The organism is Shewanella intestini, assembly GCF_018221465.1.
Lineage (GTDB): Bacteria > Pseudomonadota > Gammaproteobacteria > Enterobacterales > Shewanellaceae > Shewanella > Shewanella intestini.
Window position 1 is genome coordinate 1 of the sequence record NZ_JAAIKR010000017.1, and the last position, 21,378, is coordinate 21,378.

The following is a 21,378-nucleotide window of genomic DNA, read 5'->3' on the forward strand; positions in this document are numbered from 1 at the left end:
GATTGCTTCAATTCCGAAGAATATAAGAAGCAATTTCGAATAACTCAACACCTGTGAATGTCCACACAGATTACTTGATAAATTGTTAAAGAGCGTTGACCGTTTCAGTAGGTCAGGGCTGCGTATTCTACGCATTCCCATGTCGGCGTCAAGTGTTTTTTCAAACTTCTTTTTGCCGTTGATTTAAGTGCTGCAATTAGCGTCTTAAACCAAGCTGGCTCGGTGCTGGCAAGTACTTCGTTTACACGTTGTATTTGCTGCTGTACCGTGTCAGTGGATGCGCATTATAGGGAGATTTTAGAACTGCGCAAGGGCGAAATGAATATAATTTCCATCAAAACGGTTAAGTGGTCATTTATGTAGCAAAACGTACTTATTTTATGCAAAAACGCCAATAATAGCGTTACCTCGGCTTCATGTGGCGCACTCCTCTCGCCCCGATGTCGGTGGCCACCTCTTATAAAGGAGTTAGTTTGGTTTAAAAACTTTTATTTTTAATTGTTCCCTGCATTTTGGTTAGCTATTTGTGATGCTCACTTTAAAGCGTGTACGCAAACGGCATTTTGCATTTTTTCAGGCGTTATCTTTTTTCCTTAATTAGGAACAGGCGATGCAATCATTGATTTTACAATTAACCACAACGACACGTTAGCGATATAGGTTGTAATAGTGGCAATTTGCTCGTTTTATTGATTATCGGTGATGAGGGTTTTGCTGAGCAGTTTATATCAGTGTCAGTTAAGCGGTGTATGAAGTGAAACGTAACTTTTGATTAAAATTTAGCTAATAAGTTGCACGGCTTAAATATGAAATACAAATAAGCTTAAGGTTTATTTGTATTTCATAGCGTAAAGCTAACTGCTATAGCACGCTTGGTACATCAGCAATTGAATCAACAACTATCGAAGCTTCTGCAATGGCGTCTTCAGTAACACTTTTACCTGTGCGCACTAAGATATTAGTCAAAATACCTGCCGCCTTACCTGCGCGCATATCATCGGCTTTATCACCGACCATCACAGATTGAGACATATCAATTTTTAAAAACTTTGCGGCATCTAACAACATCCCAGGTTTAGGTTTACGGCAATCACACTCAACTTTATATTCGCCAATCCCTTTTTCTGAGTGATGTGGGCAATAATAAATTCCGTCTAAGTCCACCCCTTTATCGGCAAAATTCCAATCCATCCACTCAGTTAGAGCATGAAAGTCATCTTCTGTGTATTTGCCTCGTGCAATGCCGGATTGATTTGTTACAACAACAATCTTATAGCCTTGCTTCTTAAATGCTAAGCATGCTTCAAACACACCTTCAACATATTCAAAGTCATCAACTTGATGTACATAGCCATGATCTAAGTTAATAACACCATCACGGTCAAGAAACACTGCTTTAGCCACAAAAAAATCCTCTCAATTATTGAGTTGTTATTATCCCACTGTCATTACATTCGAGCCAGTTAAACATGCTAATGAATTAAAAAATTAACAATATTACGCTTTTTCATTATATTTTGAGGTTTTTTGGACAGGTTTCACTTTATAAAGCCCCCGCTACAGGTTACTCTAGCTCGGATATACCGCGTTAATTAATATAAGAGTGAATGACTAATATAGCCCCCATAATACATAAAACCCGAACTCAACTTGTTGTTGAAGCTTTACGTGAACGGATTCTTTCGGGTGAAATTAAAGGTGGCGAACCGTTACGTCAATCGGCAATAGCTGAACAATTAAATGTTAGCCGAATTCCAGTGCGCGAAGCTTTAGTACAACTAGAAGCTGAGGGGCTTGTTAATTTTGAACCTCATAAAGGAGCGACAGCAATCGCTCTTTCGGTTGAACAAGTAACGGAATTATTTCAATTACGCGCATTAATAGAAGCTGACTTACTTGCTAGAGCAATTCCTAATTTAAAACCAGCTGACTTTGAAGAAGCTGAGAATGTATTAGAACAGCTCGAGTCGGCTTTTAAACAACAGCATTCAATCGCCAGTTGGAGCGAGCTTAATACGCAATTCCATAATTGCCTATATAAAGCAGCCAATCGACCACACACATTAGATGTTGTCGACGGGCTTAATACCAACTGTGATAGATACATCCGTTTGCAATTATTACTTACTGGTGGCATTCCAATCGCTGAACGCGAGCATCGCTCTCTCTTGTCTTTATGTAAGCAAGGGAATATACCTGCGGCCACTGAGTTATTGCAAAACCATATATTAGGGGCATTGACAGCCATTAAAGCATTAGTCATTCAACAGTTAAAGTGATTAAGCTGCACTGATGTTTTGTGCCATTCCTATTTCAATTTAAATTTATGTGAGAGAAATTATGCAGTACGCGCACATTACTGGTTGGGGTAAAGCCGTTCCCCCTGCGTCACTAACCAATGACGATTTAGCAACATTCATGGAAACCTCTGATGAATGGATAAAAACACGCACAGGAATAAGCAAGCGTCATATTAGTCACGTCGATACCTCAGTACTTGCAACTGTAGCAGCAAAACAAGCGCTTGCAGCTGCAGGAATTGAAGGCAAAGACTTAGATTTAATTATTTTAGCATCAGCAAGCCCTGATACCTTAATTCCAAATATTGCTTCAGCCGTTCAAGCTGAAATTGGTGCCTCTTGTGGCGCATTTGATATCAACGCTGCATGCAGTGGCTTTTTATACGGACTTGGTTTAGCAAGCTCGTTGATCAAGTCAGGTCAAAACAAAAAAGTATTAATCATTGGTGCTGAACGCTTATCGTTTTATTTAGACTGGTCACGCCGCGAAACGGCCGTATTGTTTGGTGATGGTGCTGGTGCTGTTATTCTTGAAGCCAATGAACAACCCGGTGGCGTATTAGGTTATGAATTAAATAATGACCCTGCCGGCCGTGATATTTTGGCTTCGGGCTTTGGTACGCAAATGAACCGTTTTGAACAAGACTCGTTAGACTTCTTCATTCATTTGAACGGACAAGAAGTATTTAAACGTGCAATTCATGGCATGGGTGGGCTAAGTAAAAAGGTCCTTGAAAACTGCGGTGTAGATAAAGACGCTGTCGATTTAGTCATTCCGCATCAAGCCAATGAACGGATCATTGATACTTTAATTAACCGAATGAAAATTCCAAAAGAAAAAGCATTCGTGAATATTGCCAATTATGGCAATACTTCAGCGGCAACAATTCCAATTGCTATATGTGACGCGCTTGCTCAAGGCCGCATTAACGCTGGGCAAACAATATTGTCTTGTGCATTTGGCGCAGGGCTAACCTCTGCAGCACTATTATTGAAGTGGGGACAACGCACTACGCCGATGAATATAAGCGATGCGAAAGTACCTGATTGCGAACAAACCGCGCTAGAATTAATAAAACCTGCTGTTGATTACTTTATGGCAAAAGCGGCAAAAAATGCGAAATAGCCTCTATTAGTGTCGATTAAAAAGCTCATACCAAAGGTATGAGCTTTTTTGTGCAATCACCCAATGAATCATACTGGCATGATGATGTAAATTACGCACATTGCTCCCTGTGTATTGCTATATAACAACGCTATTTCAATTCAATCCACTGTTGAATATTTACGCCGTTTCCCATTGCACTTCGCTGTGCCAAAAATAGCTCACCGCAAGCTAATGCATCTATCAACGCACTATGGGCACCATAAACAGGTAAATGGTAACGATGACGGCTTGCCCCTAAGCGTAAACACCCCTCATAAATCATGTCATGTTGTCGTAACCATCGTTCGCGCTCGATAGTTAACGTATCGATATAACAAAATATCACACTTTCACCAAAGTGATAATTTAGCTGCGTTTTTAAAAATTGAATATCTAAATGACCATGGTGCGCCACTATAACTTTGCCAGCTAATTGGGTTAATAACCACAGTAGCGCCGTTCTGGTATCAACGCCTTGTTCGAGTTGATGATCAACAATGCCATGAATAATGGCGCTATCACCAACACTGCCTTTAATTTGCAATTTTTTGTGTTGTGCTTGAGCTAACTGCAACTTGTCTAAATTAATTGGCACTATCCCTATACTGATAATTTGGTCGGTTTTTGGATTTAATCCTGTCATCTCTAAATCTAAGGCCACAAACGGTATAGCACAGTGATTAGGCTGCATCAAATCACAGCTAAGCTTTTGATAATTTTGCAAAACAGGCTGTGACAACCTTTGTAACTGTTTTGTCAATCGATGCTTTCGCCACAACTGTTTAACCCGACTCATTTAGAAACTCCGCGTAAATTGCAGTTTCAATCCAGATTGAGCGTCATGTACAACGTGAAATGCAGCGCGTAATTGATGCCTTATCAACGATGATAAATGTTGGGGTATAAGAAAATTACTCATACTTACGCCATGTTGTGCTTGATAGCCTTGATTGCTTAAACGCAAATGCGCAATAAACTCATGGGCATCAGCCAAATTTGAACCATCTTTTGGGTTGAGTATTTTCGTTTCAATTAATGCTTGTATTCGTTTAGCAGTATTCACCTCTTCAAGCCCCACACTTAATGCATAAATTCGGGCAATATCATTAACTAATGCACTTCCTTTGTGCTTTAAATCAATGCCTTTCACTTCTGAACCATCACGCTCCACAACAAATTTTCTAAAAAAACCTAATGGTGTTGATTCTGTTAAGGCGTTATTGGTCATGGCGGCTAAAAATATATCGTTATTTTTAGTCGCTGTTAATACATGTTGCTGCAATTGTGAAAACAGCGTTTGCGGGCCATAAATACAGCGCATATCAAAGAAAATACTCGCATGCATTAATGCCAATGGTTCAGGTGCCTTTACCCACGAGTGAAAGCACTGTTGCCATTTTTCAAGCGATAATCGCCACTTCGGGTTTTGCGCCATGATATTGCCAGGGCAAAACACATAACCGCATTCATTTAACCCTTTACAAACTGCTTTGGTTAAGTTGGCAAAATAGGCGGCTTCTGCCTCATTTGGCTCACAGGCAAGCAGTAATCCATTATCTTGATCAGAGCAGCCCATTTGATCTTGTCTTGCCTGTGAGCCAAAAGCTAACCAGCAAAACGCAATTGGGGCAGCACCAAGTAGTTGTTGATTGATTTCAATTAACCGCCGCGTAAGTACATCAGTAACTGAGGTTAATATTCGTCCCACATCGTGTGCGCGATGATCGGCATGGACTAAATGCTGAAATAATTGCGGAATTTGATGACTAACCTGAATTAAGCCTGCAACCGTTGTTTGCCGATTTAATTGATTAATTAATAGTTGTGGCTCACTGCTTTGGGCGCGCAATATATCACTACTGGTTAACACACCAATTGGAATGCCATCATTAACAACGGCAAGATGATGAATGTCTTTTTCACTCATGGCCAGCATCGCGTCAAAAACTAAGGTATCTGCAGATATTGTCATCGGCTGCCCTGTCATGACTTTGTGCACCGGTAATTCAACATCTATGCCTTGTGCCAAAACTCTATTACGTAAATCTTTATCGGTGATAATCCCACTAAGCTTTTGGTTATCTATCACTAATATCGACGATACGTTGTGTTGCTGCATGATTTGTGCGGCGCGCTGTATCGGCTCATTTATATTAATCGACACCGGTTGCGGCGACATTAAATGATGGATATGCGAAGTTGAGGCCAGTGCTTCATTTGCAACCGCGCCAAAGCTACTTAATTGCCGCATTCGTTTGGCATATGCACGATTAAAAAACTGATCAAACTCTTTGTATCGTTGTCGTAAACTATCAAAGGTAGATGCTGACAAATGGTAAACCAAACTGTCTTCTAAAATAATGACTTGATTACTAATTTCATCGCCAGACAATAAGGATGGAAAACCAAAGTAATCGCCCTCCCCCAAACGGTCAATTAACTCACCTTGCGACCCTTTCACTTCAAATGCGCCCGTTCTGACAATGTATAACTGCAAATTATCATGATCTAACAACAACTCGCCCAAGCTCTTACTGTAATAACCCACCGTTAATGACTGACAGGTTTGCAGCAAATCAGCTTCAGATAATCGATCAAATGGTGCTAATGCTTTAATAAACTGCACTACTGGTAAAATTTCAGTTTCATCCATCATTAATCGCCTCAGGTAATCATCGTCAATAACCTTCAATACTATATGGTTAATAATCACTATATGGTTAAATGAATAACATTCGCTATTCGACTTAAGCCAAAGAAACTGCATTTTTATAAAAAAAGAGCACCGAAGTGCTCTTTAAAAATACTTAAACATATTAATGGTCTTGCGCGCCGCCCGCTCCTTTAGGGAAACGGATAGACTCAACCATCTCTACAACATTCTCAGGCACTGCTGCAGTAACTTTAGACACGGCAAACGCAACGCCAAAGTTGATAAACATACCCAACATACCGATACCTTCAGGTGAAATACCTAAGAACCAGTTATCAGCATTGTTAGCTGCAGGGTTCATGAACTTAAAGTACACAATGTAAGCCGCGGTGAAGCCAAGACCAACGACCATGCCAGTAATTGCCCCTTCTTTGTTCATTGTACGAGAGAAAATACCCATAATAATGGCTGGGAATAATGATGAAGCCGCTAACCCAAAGGCAATTGCCACCACCGCAGCCACAAATCCAGGTGGATTAATACCAAAGTAGCCAGCCATCACTACACCCAATCCCGCAGCAATTCGAGCGTATTTAAGCTCTTCTTTATCGGAAATATTTGGCATTAAGTTTTTCTTGAGTAAATCATGTGACACCGAGGTTGAAATAACCAATAACAAACCTGCCGAGGTAGACAACGCTGCAGCCAAACCACCTGCTGCCACTAATGCAATGACCCATGCTGGTAAGTCTGCAATCTCAGGCGTCGCCAATACCATGATGTCTCGGTCAATGGTCATTTCATTAGTTTCACCATTGGCATAATAAATATTACCGTCATTATTTTTGTCATCCCACGTAATTAAGCCGGTTTTTTCCCAGTTCTTAATCCACTGTGGTGCAGACTCATACGGCACACCTGTAGTTTCAGGGCCGTTAATGGTTTCAATCATATTTACGCGCGAAAATGCTGATAATGCTGGAATAGTAGTGTACATAATAGCGATAAAAACTAATGCCCAACCCGCTGAAACACGTGCATCTTTTACTTTTGGTACAGTGAAGAAACGCACAATAACATGTGGTAAACCTGCAGTACCAAACATCAATGCCCCAGTAATAAAGAACACATCAATCATGCTTTTAGAGCCTTCGGTATACTGGGAGAAACCAAGGTCGGCAGACAAGCCGTCAAGCTTATCAAGCAAGTACACCCCCGTACCGTTGCCCGCAGCATCAATCATTTCCGCGCCAAAACCAATTTGCGGTAAAATGTGGCCAGTCATCATCACTGAAATAAATATCGCAGGAACCATAAAAGCAAAAATAAGCACACAATATTGTGCAACTTGCGTGTAAGTGATGCCTTTCATTCCGCCTAATACTGCGTAGAAGAACACCACCGCCATACCAATGTAGACACCCGTTTCAACATCGACCTCTAAAAAGCGTGAAAATACCACCCCAACTCCACGCATTTGTCCCGCAATATAGGTAAAGCAAATGAAAATGGCACACACAACAGCAACGGTTCGCGCCGCTTGTGAATAATAACGGTCACCAATAAAGTCTGGCACAGTAAATTTACCAAACTTACGCAGATAGGGAGCCATACACAGCGCTAGCAGAACATAACCACCTGTCCAGCCCATTAAGTAAACCGAACCATCATAGCCAGTAAAAGACACAATACCTGCTAACGAAATAAATGATGCAGCCGACATCCAATCTGCTGCGGTTGCCATCCCATTCATCACAGGTGGAACACCACCACCGGCGACATAAAATTCTTTCGTTGAACCAGCGCGAGACCAAATTGCAATGCCGATGTACAAGGCAAATGTGACTCCAACAATCAGGTAAGTTAACGTTTGAACATCCATGGTCAGTTCTCCTTAATTTTCTTGAACATTGTATTTTTTGTCTAACGCATTCGCTTTTGCCACATAGACAAAAATTAACGCCACAAACACATACATCGCACCTTGTTGAGCAAACCAGAAGCCTAATTTAAAGCCCATAAAGGTAATTTCATTAAGTACATCAACCAATAGAATGCCGCATCCAAACGACACAGCGGCCCATATTGCCAACAGTTTTAGAACGAGATTTAGGTTCTCTTTCCAATAGCCTGCTGCCTTATCATTATTTTCAAAGCCCATAGCCAATCCCCTGCTATATTATTTTAAAGTCAGGGTTAATCTAGCAACTCAGTACCAACCGACAATCAAGACCTTAGTCTAACTACCATTATGACCTTAGTGTTGACACAACTAAGCAAAACACACTTTACTCTTAATAAACAATGACTTAAGTAAAAAACAAACACTAGGGAGGTAACTCAACATTGGCACTTCAACTAGACTATGGTCGAACATCCCTACCCATTTTAACGGCTAAGAGTTGACTTCACTGCGAAGTAACCGTCACTCAGAATATCAAATAACGTCAAGATATTGATTAGAAGTGCAATATTCAAACCTCAAATTAATGACAAACTTGAGATAAACCTCACTTGCAGTTACAATTTTTTAACAACCCACTAATTAAAAGTTGTAGGTGAGTACATTGCTTAACGATTTAAAAATTAACCAACAACATTTAATATTTTCAATTTTGTTTGGCGTGTTGGGGTTAATTATTAACTGCTATCCCATTCCTTTTTTTGCCAATGTGCAGTTTGTCATTGGTAATGCGTTTTATGTGATTTCAGCGGTATTATTTGGCCCGTGGTATGCCCTTCTCACCGCAATGCTCGTCACTACTGGATTAATGTTGGTCTGGGACAGTCCACATGTGTATGTCATATTTTGTATGGAAGCACTGTTTTTAGGCTATTGTCGCCGACGTGACATATACGCTTTATATGCCAGTGCCATTTATTGGATTTTTATTGGTTTACCTTTATTTTATTTGTACTTCTTGTTGTTTTTTGACATTGCTGTAAAAGACTTATTTTTTACTGCGTTAAAGCAAGTTATTAATGGCTTAATGTACGGTAGTTTAGCTTCATTATTAATTCTATTAAGCCCGAGTTTATGGAATTTCAATAACAAAATTAAAGACAGTAAGCGGCGATTATTTAGTGCGCAGCTAACCTACTACATGACATTAATGATCACTATTTCATTATTGGTTTCAGCCATTATCTTTAATTACTTTTATTTGGAACGTCAGCAAGTGCTGTTGCAGTCAAAATTAAATAACAGTGCTAACCATATTTCCTCTGCAACAGAAAATTACATTTCTAACTATAAACGAGTCATAAAAAATGCGGCTCTACAGTTAAATTATGAAAAGCTCACCCCACAACAACGGCAATCATTTTTAAATAACTTGCATCAGTCATATCCCGGTTTTATTACCATGCTCATTGCTAATGAGAAGGCTCAAGTGGTTAATGCGTCTCCAACCACCCGTTTTTTAGATATTAAAGGCGATTTAAAACAAATTTCAATCAAAGATCGAGACTACTATATTGAAGCGTTTTACAACCAACAGTTATTTGTATCGTCAGTCTTTCTTGGGCGTGGTCTCGGAAATGACGCAATTATTGCCATTAGCGCGCCACTATTTAATGATGGCAAAGTTAGCGGGATAATCGAAGGTTCACTCAACCTTAGCTATTTAAAGCAAGTAGAAAACTTAGAAAGTAACCAACTAAAGCAATCAATCATTTTAGTCGATGAACATAATCAAATTGTTTATTCAACTGAAAAACTTGCCCTTAAACCTATAAGCCCGTTTGTATCTAGCAAAGGCAGTGACTTTTATCGTACACAATTAGCACTTATTAATATTCACAATTTAGAGGCGCTGACTCCTGAGTATTTTTATACCCAAAAAACCTTAGACAATGGTTGGAAGTTGTATGTGTTAGAAGAGTTTTCTCCTTTATTAAAACTGGCTGAAAAACAAATGCTCAATAGTTTTTTAATGCTATTTGTGTCAGTATTTCTCTCTTTTTGGATATCTAAAAAAATCAGCCGATTATTAAATGTACCATTGGATTTACTGGCAAATCATTTAAGCAAATTAGATGCTACCGAACTGAAAAATCAAGTTGTAGGCGACTCTTTCCCTAATGAGGTTTACCAACTTTATCAACGGCTTTCTTACAGTAAACAGCAATTATTATCATACCAGATGGATTTAGAAGGCATTGTCAGTGAACGCACTGTTGAGCTTGAACAAGCCAATAAAAAACTTAAAGATTTAGTTGATAAAGACGCGTTAACAGGACTTTATAATCGCCGTTATTCGGAAGATAAATTTAACGACTGTCTCGACTTCTGTATGCGCAGTGAGCAAGCCATTACCGTTGCGATTTTAGACTTAGACTTTTTTAAAAACGTTAACGACACATACGGTCATTTAGCTGGAGATGAATGTTTACGCCAAGTATCAAGCTTATTAAGCGTTCACTTTAAACGTGATACCGATATTATTGCACGTTATGGCGGTGAAGAATTTTTACTTATTTTGCCTATATCCAACTCATTAAAAATTGAAAGCCATTTAAACAACTTTAGACAAGCCATTGAGTCACAAACAATGTCACAACCCAACAGCGATAACGCATTTAATGTCACCGTGAGTATTGGTGCGATTACCGCAAATGCTAATTTCTCAAGCGATCTTGACGACTGGATAAAAGTGGCTGACAAAAACTTATATCGTGCTAAAGAGGCTGGGCGTAATCAAGTTATTGTCGACATTGTGGATGATATTGTTTAACGACAACCACGATTGAATAGCACACAATGTTCAATACACAATAAAGCCCAATACAACCAAGTGTTATTGGGCTTTATATTGAGCATAGTTATTCATCTATGCAGGTACGTTGCAGTAACCACTTATCCACAACGTGTTAAATCGCACTAGCAAATAATCAGTATAATGTTACCCACTGGCCATTAATCATAAATAGTGGGGATTGCCTCACGCTTATGAGCGGTGCGTTTGTAGATATTAATCAATTTCGTTTCTACGCTTTGGGTTACCGACTTACCCTCTAAGAAATCATCAATTTGATCGTAAGTTATCCCTAATGCCACTTCATCTTCAAGCTGGGGTTTGTCTTCTTCTAAATCTGCTGTTGGTGCTTTTTTAACTAGCAACTCTGGCGCACCGAGAAAAGCAGCTAATTGACGCACTTGGCGTTTATTTAGGCCAAATATTGGCGCTAAATCACAAGCACCGTCACCAAACTTGGTATAAAAACCGGTGATATTTTCAGCACTATGATCCGTGCCAACCACTAAACCACCAAGTAAACCGGCAATTTCATATTGGGCTATCATGCGCATGCGCGCTTTGACATTTCCTTTAATAAAGTCAACTTGACTGGCTTTGGGTAACGTAAGGCCTGCCTGGGCGAGGCCGTGTAAAGTGGCCTGATGCGCACCTTCTACGCCATCAGCAATATTAACGGTCACTTGCTGGCTTGGTTGAATAAACTGACACGCTAATTGTGCTTCATCTTCATCTTTTTGAACTTGATAAGGTAAACGCACCGCAACAAATTGATACTCAACTTGAGCTTGTTGCTCATTTAGTTCGTTGACAGCAAGCTGGCATAAACGGCCGGTAAGTGATGAGTCAACCCCACCACTAATACCTAATACCAAGCTTGTGGCTCGCGCTTCTTTCAATTTTGCTTTTATAAAAGCAACTCTGCGTTGTACTTCAAACTCAGGCTCTATAGCTTTTAGCACCTTCATTTCTCGTAAGATCTGTCCTCTCACGTCACGCTCCTTTATCTGAATAGCTTCAACACACCAACGGTTGACCATTCTATAAAATTCAGCGTAAAAAAAAACGATAATGCGCCAACATTATCGTTTTTTTTCATTTTATTGCTAAAGCATGGGTTATCGTTCCCAATATGACTCTTCTAAGCTGTCTTCTCGCTCAGGTAACGCCCGAGATAAACGTGGGCTATGTTGCGCCAACACTTCATAAGCAACCCGATTGGCGTATTTACAAATTTGTGAAAAAGAGGAATAACATAAACCATCACGTTTGTGTTTACTTGACCCAGGGACATTCGTTTTGTGAAACACGTTGGCAGATAAGTCATGTAGTAAGGCTGACAACGCCCCATCACCTGCCCCATTAGTGTTTCGAATTAATTCCGGACCGCCCATGTACGGTGAAATATGGGCGTACACTTTGATTGGATTATCACAATCAGCTTTGTTCATCGGTCTTGAGAATTCATAGCGGTTAAATTCTGGCACCGCACCCGGTAATAATGGGTGGCTAGTTTCACGCTTGGCGCTGTCATCCACATAACCTGCGGTATACAAACCAATAGGACCTGCAGTTGTTAACACCATATCACACCATTCAAGCGCGGCCTCACTTGCTAATAGTGGGTCAGCAAAGCTTGTTAGCGCTTCACCTTCGTCTTCGTTCATTGCTAAAATAGTCACATGTTGTTTAATAAATTTTTGCCACCACGTTGGATCTTCTTGAATTAAAAACCGCGTACCAAGAGTTAAAACCACGGGGACATCCGCTTCTTTTGCATAAGCGATAGCTTGCATGGCGGCAGAGGTCATGCCATCACCGTCACTGGCGCGCATAAGATAAGCCGTTAGCACCAAAGCCGCACTATTTTGTACCACGTCTTTATCAATATACTCAGCAGTGAGTTCATCCATTGAACCTTTACTAATGGCAAATGTGCGTTCGCCATTGGCTGATATTAATGTAAAACAACGCCCTATTGGGCCATCAACGGGTTGTAAGTAGTTTAAATCGACTTTAGATGAGGTGTTGCATAAATAACGGTAAGCATAACTGCCCACCATAATATGTTGGCTCATTACACCAAATAATACCGAGCGGTCATCGGCCAAAATCGAATAGTTATGAACCGTATTGCCGATGGTGCCACCAGCAAATTCATCACTAATTAATGTCTTGTCTTTTAACTCGTGATAAAGCTCATGGGCTTTTTGGTCATCAATTAGCGTTGAGTTACCTTTTGGTAAGCTATAACGGGCAAGTAATTCATCTTCTACTTTTGCTTCAATATCAACCAGTGTTTGGTCAATACCACATACATAGCTCGACACAGCTTGTGGTTGCTGAGTAAGTTGAGCAAGAAGTGGATCACGGCGATTGACAGGGAAATAATGTTTAGATTTACGTTGACCAGGAAACTTCATATTTTACTCTCGTTGATTCGCATCCATGCAATTTAATCTTAATACCGCCATTAATCGAAACGGCGGAAGATTTTATCATAAATAGTGATTTTATTAATACCATTAGCACTTGAGTTTGCTAGGTCAATCTAGATAAAGCTTATCGCTATGGTAAAGGACACAACTAAACTGAACACATTGACGTTTATATATTAACCACCAATTTACATTCGTCAAATTCAATCAAATGAACGGCATTTTACGCTGTTTTATAAAGCGAATTTTTGTTTCTCAAATGCAAATACTGTCGCGCCTTAGCGCTGACTTTCGTATAATACGGCCATATTTTTTTATCGAGACATTCTCATGGCAAAAACGGCAGCTGCCCTACATATCTTGGTTAAACATAAGCAATTAGGCGAAGACATTATCGACAAGCTTAATAAAGGTGCAAAATTTGATGTGTTAGCCAAAAAGCATTCCAGTTGCCCATCGGGTAAAAAAGGCGGCAGTTTAGGTGAGTTCAAAAAAGGCCAAATGGTGCCACAGTTTGATAAAGTGTGTTTTAGCGGCGAGTTAATCACTCCACATTTAGTTAAAACCAAATTTGGTTGGCATGTGATTAAAGTGCTATATCGGACATGATAATTTAACCCGTCAACGCGATTATAATGCGCTACCCTTTGCGATTAAATCATTTTTTTCATGATACTTTGCATCTTATAAAAAAATTGGGGAGCTAAAAAGTAGCTCCCCAATTACGTATTAGCCAGCATTAAACTAGCCTTACATATCAATTCAAATTTATGCTTTTAATGCTTGTGCAAGTTGTTCACTTACTGCAGCAACGGTTTGGGTACCGTCAAATTTGGTGTACTTAGTCTTACCTTCAGCAGCCACTTTTCCGTAGTAATCGACTAGAGGTTTAGTTTGCTCGTGGTAAATACCAAGACGTTTACGTACAGTTGACTCTTCGTCATCTGGGCGAATGTGTAAATCTTCGCCAGTCACATCGTCTTTACCTTCTACTTTTGAAGGGTTAAATACCACATGGTACACACGGCCTGAACCTGGGTGGACACGACGTCCGCCCATGCGCTTAACGATTTCTTCATCTGGTACGTCAATTTCAATGACGTGATCGATAGCGATACCATTAGCCGCCATTGCGTCAGCTTGTGGAATGGTACGTGGGAAACCATCGAGTAAAAAACCTTTCTCACAATCGTCTTGAGCGATACGCTCTTTTACTAATCCAATAATCAAATCATCTGAGACTAATTGACCAGCATCCATCACTTTTTTGGCTTCTAAACCCAGTGGTGTTCCTGCTTTAACTGCGGCACGTAACATGTCGCCAGTAGAAATTTGTGGAATACCATACTGCTCCATAATGAACTGTGCTTGGGTACCTTTACCTGCACCTGGGGCGCCTAACAAAATAATGCGCATCTCAAAGTCCTCTTTTAGGTTATCTTCTTTTAAGGCGGCGATTTTCGCACATTTATCTCGCCTTTGGTAGAAGTTTAATTTAAGCATTAATCTCTAGTATTAATGCCAACAACGTACTGATTTTATCGTAAGTTTAATACAGTAAAGTATACAACTGACGTCGATATTGATTAGCTAACAGGTTGCCTTGACCTATCGCGGTCAGTATTTCCATAAAGGCATGTTTCACTTCACCGTCTTTTGCGCTTAAATCTTTTTGCAATATGGCAAACAGCAATGCTAACGCTTCTTCATTGCGACTAGCGGCATTAAGCGCTTTAGCTAAATCAATCGCACTGCCATGATCGCCTTGTTGTTCAAACTTGGCTTGTAACTGCCTAATTTCAGGCGTGTCCGCAGCGTCTTCGGCTAAAGTTAATTTCGCCATTAGGTTTTGGTAATAACTGTCTTGCTCTGCTAAACCAATGGTGGCTAACAGCTGTTTAGCCGCTTCAAGTTCACCTTGAAGTAAATACACGTCCACCATCACTAATGCCACGTCTGCACGCTGTTCAGATTGTTCAAACAACATTTTTAAGCTGTCAATGGTCTGGGTATATTGCTCTGGTTGTAAACTGCCATCAGCTAGCTGCGTCTTAATCGCATTAAAGGGCGCTTCCCACATTGGCGGTAAATGTTTATCCAGCAATGCTTTGATTTCTTCTGATGATTGCATACCAGCAAAGCCATCAACAGGGCGACCTTTGTCTAATAGTAAGGTGGTAGGTAAACTCTGAATTTGGAAGTATTGGGCAATTTCAGCTTCGGTTTCACAGTTTACATTGGCAAGAATAAAGCGCCCAGCTTGTTCAGTGGCAATGTGTTCAATTTGCGCTTGTAACTGTACACTTTCAGCATGCTGTTGTGCCCAAAAGGTCATTACGACCATGGTATTCATGGACGCATCAACCACTTGTTGAATATTGTCTTTATTAAGGTGCAGTATGTGTTCCATCTCAACCCCTAGAATTGTTGTTCAGATAAACAAAAGCGGACTCACGCCCGCTTATAATATTGACCAATGTTTATTTTAGCCCTGCTAATAACATTTGGTTCATCAACTTAATGAAAGCTGATGGGTCAGCTAAGCTACCTTTTTCAGAAAGCTGAGCTTGTTGAAGTAACAAGTTAGCCCAATCGGCAAATAACTGCTCATCTGGCTCGTCACTTAAACGCTCAACCAATGGATGCGATGGGTTAATTTCAAATGTTGGTTTTGACTCAGGAACAGGTTGACCTGCTGCTTGCATCAATTTAATCATTTGAGTTGACATTTCACCTTCACCGGCAACCACACATGCTGGTGTGTCAGTTAAACGCGAAGTCACTTTAACGTCGCTAACTTGGTCTGCTAATGCCGCTTTTACACGTTCAACTAATGGTTTAGCTTCTTCGGCGACTTTCTCTTGCGCTTCTTTATCAGCCGCATCTTCAAGTTCACCTAGCTCTAAATCACCACGAGTAACTGAATGCAATTTTTTATCTTTAAATTCTGTTAAGTGGTTGATTAGCCATTCGTCTATACGCTCTGACATTAATAAGACTTCAATGCCTTTCTTACGTAGCAACTCTAAGTGTGGACTGTTAACCGCAGCTTCGTGGCTGTCGGCAACAATGTAGTAAATTTTATCTTGGCCTTCTTGCATGCGCTCAATGTAATCTTCTAACGACACCGTAGTCGCAGCCGTATTGTCATTGGTTGAAGCAAAACGCAGTAAACCAGCAATTTTTTCTTTATTTGCGAAGTCTTCTGCAGGGCCTTCTTTTAACACTTGACCGAATTCAGCCCAAAATACTTGGTATTGTTCTGGATCGTTTTTAGCCATTTTCTCAAGCATACCCAGAACACGTTTTGTCATACCTTGACGCAAGTTTTTAGTCACTTGATTGTCTTGTAAAATTTCACGAGACACGTTTAACGGTAAATCGTTTGAGTCGATTAAGCCTTTAACAAAACGCAAGTAAGTTGGCATAAACTGCTCGGCGTCATCCATCACAAATACGCGTTGTACAAACAGTTTTAAACCATGCTTGCTGTCGCGGTTCCACATGTCAAAAGGCGCTTTAGCGGGAATATACAATAAGCTGGTATATTCTTGTTTACCTTCAACATGGTTATGGCTCCACTTTAATGCGTCACTATAATCGTGAGAAATATGCTTGTAGAATTCTTGGTATTCTTCATCGCTAATCTCTGACTTGCTGCGAGTCCAAAGCGCAGTGGCTTTATTCATGCCTTTCCATGCACCTTCAGTTGCAGGTACTTTTTCGCCGTCTGGGCCTTCTGACTCAGGCGTCCCTTCTTCAAACATTTCTACAGGAACTGAAATATGGTCTGAGTATTTAGTGATGATTGAACGTAAACGGAAGTCATCGGCAAATTCTGTTTCTTCGTCACGTAAATGCAAGGTAATTTCAGTACCACGTTCATTTTTAGTGATGGTATCAACTTCAAATGACCCTTCGCCTTCTGATTCCCAAAGCACACCTTGAGACACATCAGCACCTGCTGCACGAGTACGTACAGTAACCTTTTTCGCCACAATAAAGGCCGAGTAGAAACCTACACCAAATTGGCCAATTAACTGTGAATCTTTTGATTCTTCACCTGACAAGTTGTTAAAGAACTCTTTCGTGCCTGATTTAGCGATAGTCCCTAAATGCTCAATCACACCCTCACGCGACATACCAATACCATTATCAGAAATGGTCACAGTCCCTTTATCTTTGTCTGCACTGATGCGAACGCGTAATTCACCATCGCCTTCATAAAGGCTGTCATCGCTTAATGCTAAATAACGTAATTTATCCGCGGCATCAGCAGCGTTGGAAACAAGCTCACGTAAAAAAATCTCTTTGTTTGAATATAAAGAGTGGATCATCAAATGTAGGAGTTGCTTTACTTCAGTTTGAAAGCCATGAGTTTCTTGTTGTGACATGAAAATATCCCTTGGTTTACGTTAATCTTAAATGAAATTAATTGGCTAACGCGCTTCGATACATGAGCGCGACAATTGCTTCGTTACACCAGAGATGGGTACGTAAAAATCGTTTTCAAGGGGAAATGGGTTTTGTTGGATAAAAAAACATCATTGTGTCAAAAATTGTCAACAGCAATGATGTTTTTAACCGCAGTAAAGCAATCGCAGCACTCAATAATGTTAACCCGCTATGGCGTATTATCGTTATTTTTCAGGTTGCTTGGCACACGTTTGATTAACGCGACGATGTTTAGCGCATGAGGCAACATTGCGCTGACCTTAGGTTGATGCTTATTGCCACGATTAAAGTGGTAAACGGCCATTAAATGACAATGCTAATGTGGTACTATCGACATATTCAAGCTCACCACCTACCGGGACGCCATGGGCTATTCGGCTAATTTTCACCTCATGTTGACGGGCAATATCAGCAATGTAATTGGCGGTCGCATCTCCTTCCACGGTTGGGTTGGTGGCTAAAATCAATTCATTAATATCATCACTGGCCAATTGCTGCTCAAGTAATGTTAACCCCAGTTCATCAGGGCCAACACCGTCAAGGGGCGATAAGTGGCCTAACAACACAAAATAACGCCCATTAAAATGGCCACCACTTTCAATGGCAAGCACATCGGCTGGGGTTTCAACCACACAAATTTGCCCGGCTAAATTACGTTTAGGGCTAGCACAAATAGCGCACTGATGTTCTTCGGTAAAAGTGCGGCAAGTATGACAATGACCCACATCAGACATGGCTTGCTGTAATGCATCAGCCAGTGCTAAACCGCCTTTACGCTCACGTTCCAATAATTGAAATGCCATACGTTGTGCCGACTTAGGCCCAACACCTGGTAAGCCTTTTAATGCGTGGATAAGTTCGTCAACCAATGGGCTAAATTTCATAACATTCTTTTAGATAAACATTCGATGTTGCGATGATAACCATCCCGCTTGCAGTTTAAAAGCACAAACTGAGATAGCCGCCACTTCAACCCAGATTATTGGCATTGTTGAACCGCTTAGTGAGGGAAGTCAACTGGAATGTTAACCATGGCGTTATATCGGTGCTAACGCTCAACAAGGATGAACCCAGGCTCAATGAAGGGATAAAAAACAGTAATAAAAAACAAAAAACGTGAACAGGTATACATAATACATGTTATAAACACTTTATTATTAACGCATATTTTAAATACTGATTTAACTGGAGTGCATATGTGGTGGCGAGTATTGATAGTGACATTGGCTTATTGGTTAATGAGTGCCCATTTTTTACGTTTTGACCAATTTACTTTTACTGTATTAGCAGCCTTAATGCCGCTGGCAATGATTATCAGACACAAGTTGGCTCAAATAGCACTGCAAGTTGGGTTAATTGTCGGGTGTATTTTTGTTTGGGGTATATCGACATTTGACTTTGTCAGTCAACGCATCGCTCTGGATGCGCCGTGGACTCGATTAGTCATTATTATGTCTGGGGTGGTGCTATTTACGCTATTTGCCGCTTATTGCTGTAAAGGATTAAACCTTAGCAAAGCGACTGATAAATAGACGATGATAATAACCAGTCACCCTGTCGTTAACCGCTAAGTTAACACCACAACAAAGAAAAAAGAGCCGGATGATGTTATCAACGGCTCTTATTGCAACTAGCTTCCGCCACTTCGATGCAGTGTTAAACCTTGTATTTATAGACTATTTTATGAAAAAACTTAACTAGAGTTAGCGCCTTAGCAATATCTGTTTAATTTGCTTTTTACGCAGCCACAAAAGCCCTGCAAAAATAGCGACATAAATACTGGGCTCTATAATTTCTGACTTTACCGACCAATAAAAATGAATTGGCACCAATAACGCCAATAAATAAATACTGCGATGCAGTGACAACCAACGTTTACCCATGGCTGTTTTTACCTGTTTAAAAGATGTCACAGCCAGCAAACATAATATTATAAAGCCACTTGCACCCAGCAAAATGTACGGCCGCTTTATCACTTCTTCAAACAATAATGTCCATTCAAACAACAAATCTAAGCTAATAAACGCACCAATATGCAAACAAGCATAAGCAAATACATATAAGCCTAATAATCTACGTGTTTGTAATAGCGCGCCCATTTTTAACCACTTAGCCAAAGGGCTAACCAACAATGTTGCCACTAGGGTATTTAATCCGCCCATACCTGTAAAATGTATTAAATACTGCACAGGATCGCCGCCAGCGCTATCAGTGAGTACCAAATACACCAAGTAAGCAATGGGAGAAAAACATAAAACATGTAAGGTAAACTTTAACCACCCTAACCGCTTTGGGGTGAGCTTCATCAACAACTCCGGTTGTACTTTTACTTTAGCAACTAACGATTAGCCCATTTAGTCACAATTTAAGGTATGTTTTAAATCAATTCGCGGCAAAAAGCATGACCGTGAAACCATAAAAGATGAAGCTAAGCACACTCAGGTATCAATCGTCTTTCATTGAGTCAACATGCCGCAACAGCAATAACCGCTCAACAATGTCGATATCACCTTAATAAAAACGACGTAAATCTAATGATGCATATAAATCAGCAACTTGTTCACCATAACCGTTAAAGGGTAAGGTTTTTATCCGTTTAGCCGAAAACAAACCTCCCTCACCAATACTGCGCTCAGTCGCTTGCGACCAACGAGGATGATCAACGCCGGGGTTCACATTGGCATAAAAACCGTATTCATGTGGCGCTAATTGGTTCCAGCTAGTTGGAGGCTGTTTATCCATCACCCGAATGCGCACCACCGATTTTATGCTTTTAAAACCATATTTCCACGGCACAACTAAACGTACTGGCGCACCGTTTTGTGGCGGCAAGGTTTTGCCATAAAGCCCAACTGCCATCAAAGATAATTCATTCATTGCCTCAGCAATGGTTAAGCCTTCAACATACGGGTAATGAATGCCGCCGCCCATTAAACGGTTTCGTTGACCTGGCATTTGTTCTGGGTCAAACAAGGTTTCAAATGCCACATGAGTTGCTTGGGATTTTACCCCCACTTTTTTTAATAAACTGGCTAAGGAGAATCCCACCCAAGGCACCACCATTGACCACGCTTCCACGCAGCGTAAACGATAAGTACGCTCTTCAAGGGCAAACATGTTGGCTAAGTCATCGGCATCTAATGTCAATGGATTATCAACTAACCCTTCAATACGCAGCGCCCACGGATTAACACTAAAATCTTGCGCGTTCTCAAAAGGATCACTTTTACTGGTGCCAAATTCATAAAAATTATTATGGCGAGTCACTTTCGACTCTGGCGTTAACGCCTGCGTGGGTTGATATTGTTCAGGCTTTGCAAATTTAAGCGGGTGAGTTAAAAAAGGTGTAGCCGGTTTATCACCAAATAAATCAAAAATGCCCGCTTGAACCTGCCCCGGAATACTGGCACCTAATGCCCCTAAGCCCAAGGTTTTAATAATATTGCGGCGGTCTTTAAATACCGCCTCAGGCGTGACTTGATTATCCGGTAATTGCCATTGCGATTGTTGACGTATACCGCGGGTGAATGCTTTGTTGTTCGCCATAAAATTCGCCTTAATGAAATAGGTATGAGTAATCCACTGCCCAGTGGCTTTAAAAGATATATTTGATATAGACAGGTTAATA

General features: G+C 40.5%; 18 protein-coding genes. 5 read left to right on the forward strand and 13 right to left on the reverse strand.

Translation table 11 applies throughout. From position 1 onward, the window contains the following. Positions 1-861: 861 nt before the first annotated feature. On the reverse strand, positions 862-1,404 hold the full coding sequence (gene gmhB, locus G3R48_RS14650; RefSeq protein ID WP_212593381.1) for a D-glycero-beta-D-manno-heptose 1,7-bisphosphate 7-phosphatase: 543 nt from the start codon (positions 1,402-1,404) through the stop codon (positions 862-864). A gap of 203 nt (positions 1,405-1,607) precedes the next feature. Between gmhB and G3R48_RS14655 the strand changes: the two genes are divergently transcribed. Together G3R48_RS14655 and G3R48_RS14660 are read left to right on the forward strand one after the other, a co-directional pair. Beyond that, positions 1,608-2,279 carry a GntR family transcriptional regulator gene (locus tag G3R48_RS14655; RefSeq protein WP_153662161.1) on the forward strand — a complete coding sequence of 224 codons (672 nt, stop codon included), beginning with the start codon at positions 1,608-1,610 and terminating at the stop codon, positions 2,277-2,279. 61 nt (positions 2,280-2,340) lie between these two features. Further along, entirely contained in the window at positions 2,341-3,426 is a 1,086-nt protein-coding gene (locus tag G3R48_RS14660; protein WP_153662163.1) for a ketoacyl-ACP synthase III, read from the forward strand. Positions 3,427-3,556: 130 nt separating this feature from the next. Here the strand turns inward: G3R48_RS14660 and G3R48_RS14665 are convergent, their stop codons facing one another. The 4 genes from G3R48_RS14665 to G3R48_RS14680 form a co-directional block, all read right to left on the reverse strand. Continuing rightward, positions 3,557-4,138 (reverse strand): exonuclease domain-containing protein, encoded by a 582-nt coding sequence (locus G3R48_RS14665; RefSeq protein ID WP_153662165.1) that lies wholly within the window; start codon positions 4,136-4,138, stop codon positions 3,557-3,559. Between the two features lie 105 nt (positions 4,139-4,243). Next, positions 4,244-6,100, reverse strand: a complete 1,857-nt coding sequence (locus G3R48_RS14670; protein ID WP_153662949.1) for a DUF294 nucleotidyltransferase-like domain-containing protein — start codon at positions 6,098-6,100, stop codon at positions 4,244-4,246. 163 nt (positions 6,101-6,263) lie between these two features. Then, on the reverse strand, positions 6,264-7,982 hold the full coding sequence (locus tag G3R48_RS14675) for a sodium:solute symporter family protein (protein ID WP_153662167.1): 1,719 nt from the start codon (positions 7,980-7,982) through the stop codon (positions 6,264-6,266). 12 nt (positions 7,983-7,994) lie between these two features. Next, positions 7,995-8,261: a DUF4212 domain-containing protein gene (locus tag G3R48_RS14680; RefSeq protein WP_153662169.1), complete on the reverse strand. Its 267-nt coding sequence runs from the start codon at positions 8,259-8,261 to the stop codon at positions 7,995-7,997. 406 nt (positions 8,262-8,667) lie between these two features. On the opposite strand from G3R48_RS14680, the gene G3R48_RS14685 reads away from it, so the two are divergent. After that, positions 8,668-10,836: a diguanylate cyclase gene (locus tag G3R48_RS14685; protein ID WP_194823844.1), complete on the forward strand. Its 2,169-nt coding sequence runs from the start codon at positions 8,668-8,670 to the stop codon at positions 10,834-10,836. Positions 10,837-11,018: 182 nt separating this feature from the next. Here the strand turns inward: G3R48_RS14685 and nadE are convergent, their stop codons facing one another. Together nadE and G3R48_RS14695 are read right to left on the reverse strand one after the other, a co-directional pair. Then, on the reverse strand, positions 11,019-11,849 hold the full coding sequence (gene nadE, locus G3R48_RS14690) for an ammonia-dependent NAD(+) synthetase (RefSeq protein WP_212593382.1): 831 nt from the start codon (positions 11,847-11,849) through the stop codon (positions 11,019-11,021). Positions 11,850-11,975: 126 nt separating this feature from the next. Beyond that, the gene (locus G3R48_RS14695) at positions 11,976-13,280 is read right to left on the reverse strand and encodes an inosine/guanosine kinase (protein WP_153662173.1); all 1,305 of its coding nucleotides are present in this window, start codon (positions 13,278-13,280) and stop codon (positions 11,976-11,978) included. 345 nt (positions 13,281-13,625) lie between these two features. On the opposite strand from G3R48_RS14695, the gene ppiC reads away from it, so the two are divergent. Then, complete coding sequence (gene ppiC / locus G3R48_RS14700) at positions 13,626-13,904, forward strand: peptidylprolyl isomerase PpiC (RefSeq protein WP_153662175.1); 279 nt, start codon at positions 13,626-13,628, stop codon at positions 13,902-13,904. Between the two features lie 159 nt (positions 13,905-14,063). Here the strand turns inward: ppiC and adk are convergent, their stop codons facing one another. From adk to recR, 4 genes are all read right to left on the reverse strand, one after another. Continuing rightward, positions 14,064-14,711: an adenylate kinase gene (adk, locus tag G3R48_RS14705; protein ID WP_153662952.1), complete on the reverse strand. Its 648-nt coding sequence runs from the start codon at positions 14,709-14,711 to the stop codon at positions 14,064-14,066. Positions 14,712-14,844: 133 nt separating this feature from the next. Further along, a complete protein-coding gene (locus G3R48_RS14710) occupies positions 14,845-15,705 on the reverse strand; it encodes a co-chaperone YbbN (protein ID WP_153662177.1) in 861 nt (286 codons plus the stop codon). 70 nt (positions 15,706-15,775) lie between these two features. After that, positions 15,776-17,689, reverse strand: a complete 1,914-nt coding sequence (htpG, locus tag G3R48_RS14715; protein ID WP_153662179.1) for a molecular chaperone HtpG — start codon at positions 17,687-17,689, stop codon at positions 15,776-15,778. Positions 17,690-18,034: 345 nt separating this feature from the next. Further along, positions 18,035-18,634 carry a recombination mediator RecR gene (gene recR, locus G3R48_RS14720; protein WP_153662181.1) on the reverse strand — a complete coding sequence of 200 codons (600 nt, stop codon included), beginning with the start codon at positions 18,632-18,634 and terminating at the stop codon, positions 18,035-18,037. A gap of 312 nt (positions 18,635-18,946) precedes the next feature. Between recR and G3R48_RS14725 the strand changes: the two genes are divergently transcribed. Then, positions 18,947-19,282, forward strand: coding sequence for a hypothetical protein (locus tag G3R48_RS14725; RefSeq protein ID WP_153662183.1), 336 nt, complete (start codon positions 18,947-18,949; stop codon positions 19,280-19,282). A 171-nt stretch (positions 19,283-19,453) separates the two neighbouring features. Here G3R48_RS14725 and msrQ read toward each other — a convergent pair whose 3' ends face one another. Both msrQ and msrP read right to left on the reverse strand, forming a co-directional pair. Next, entirely contained in the window at positions 19,454-20,059 is a 606-nt protein-coding gene (gene msrQ / locus G3R48_RS14730) for a protein-methionine-sulfoxide reductase heme-binding subunit MsrQ (RefSeq protein ID WP_153662185.1), read from the reverse strand. A gap of 202 nt (positions 20,060-20,261) precedes the next feature. Next, a complete protein-coding gene (gene msrP / locus G3R48_RS14735; RefSeq protein ID WP_153662187.1) occupies positions 20,262-21,296 on the reverse strand; it encodes a protein-methionine-sulfoxide reductase catalytic subunit MsrP in 1,035 nt (344 codons plus the stop codon). Positions 21,297-21,378: the final 82 nt, after the last annotated feature.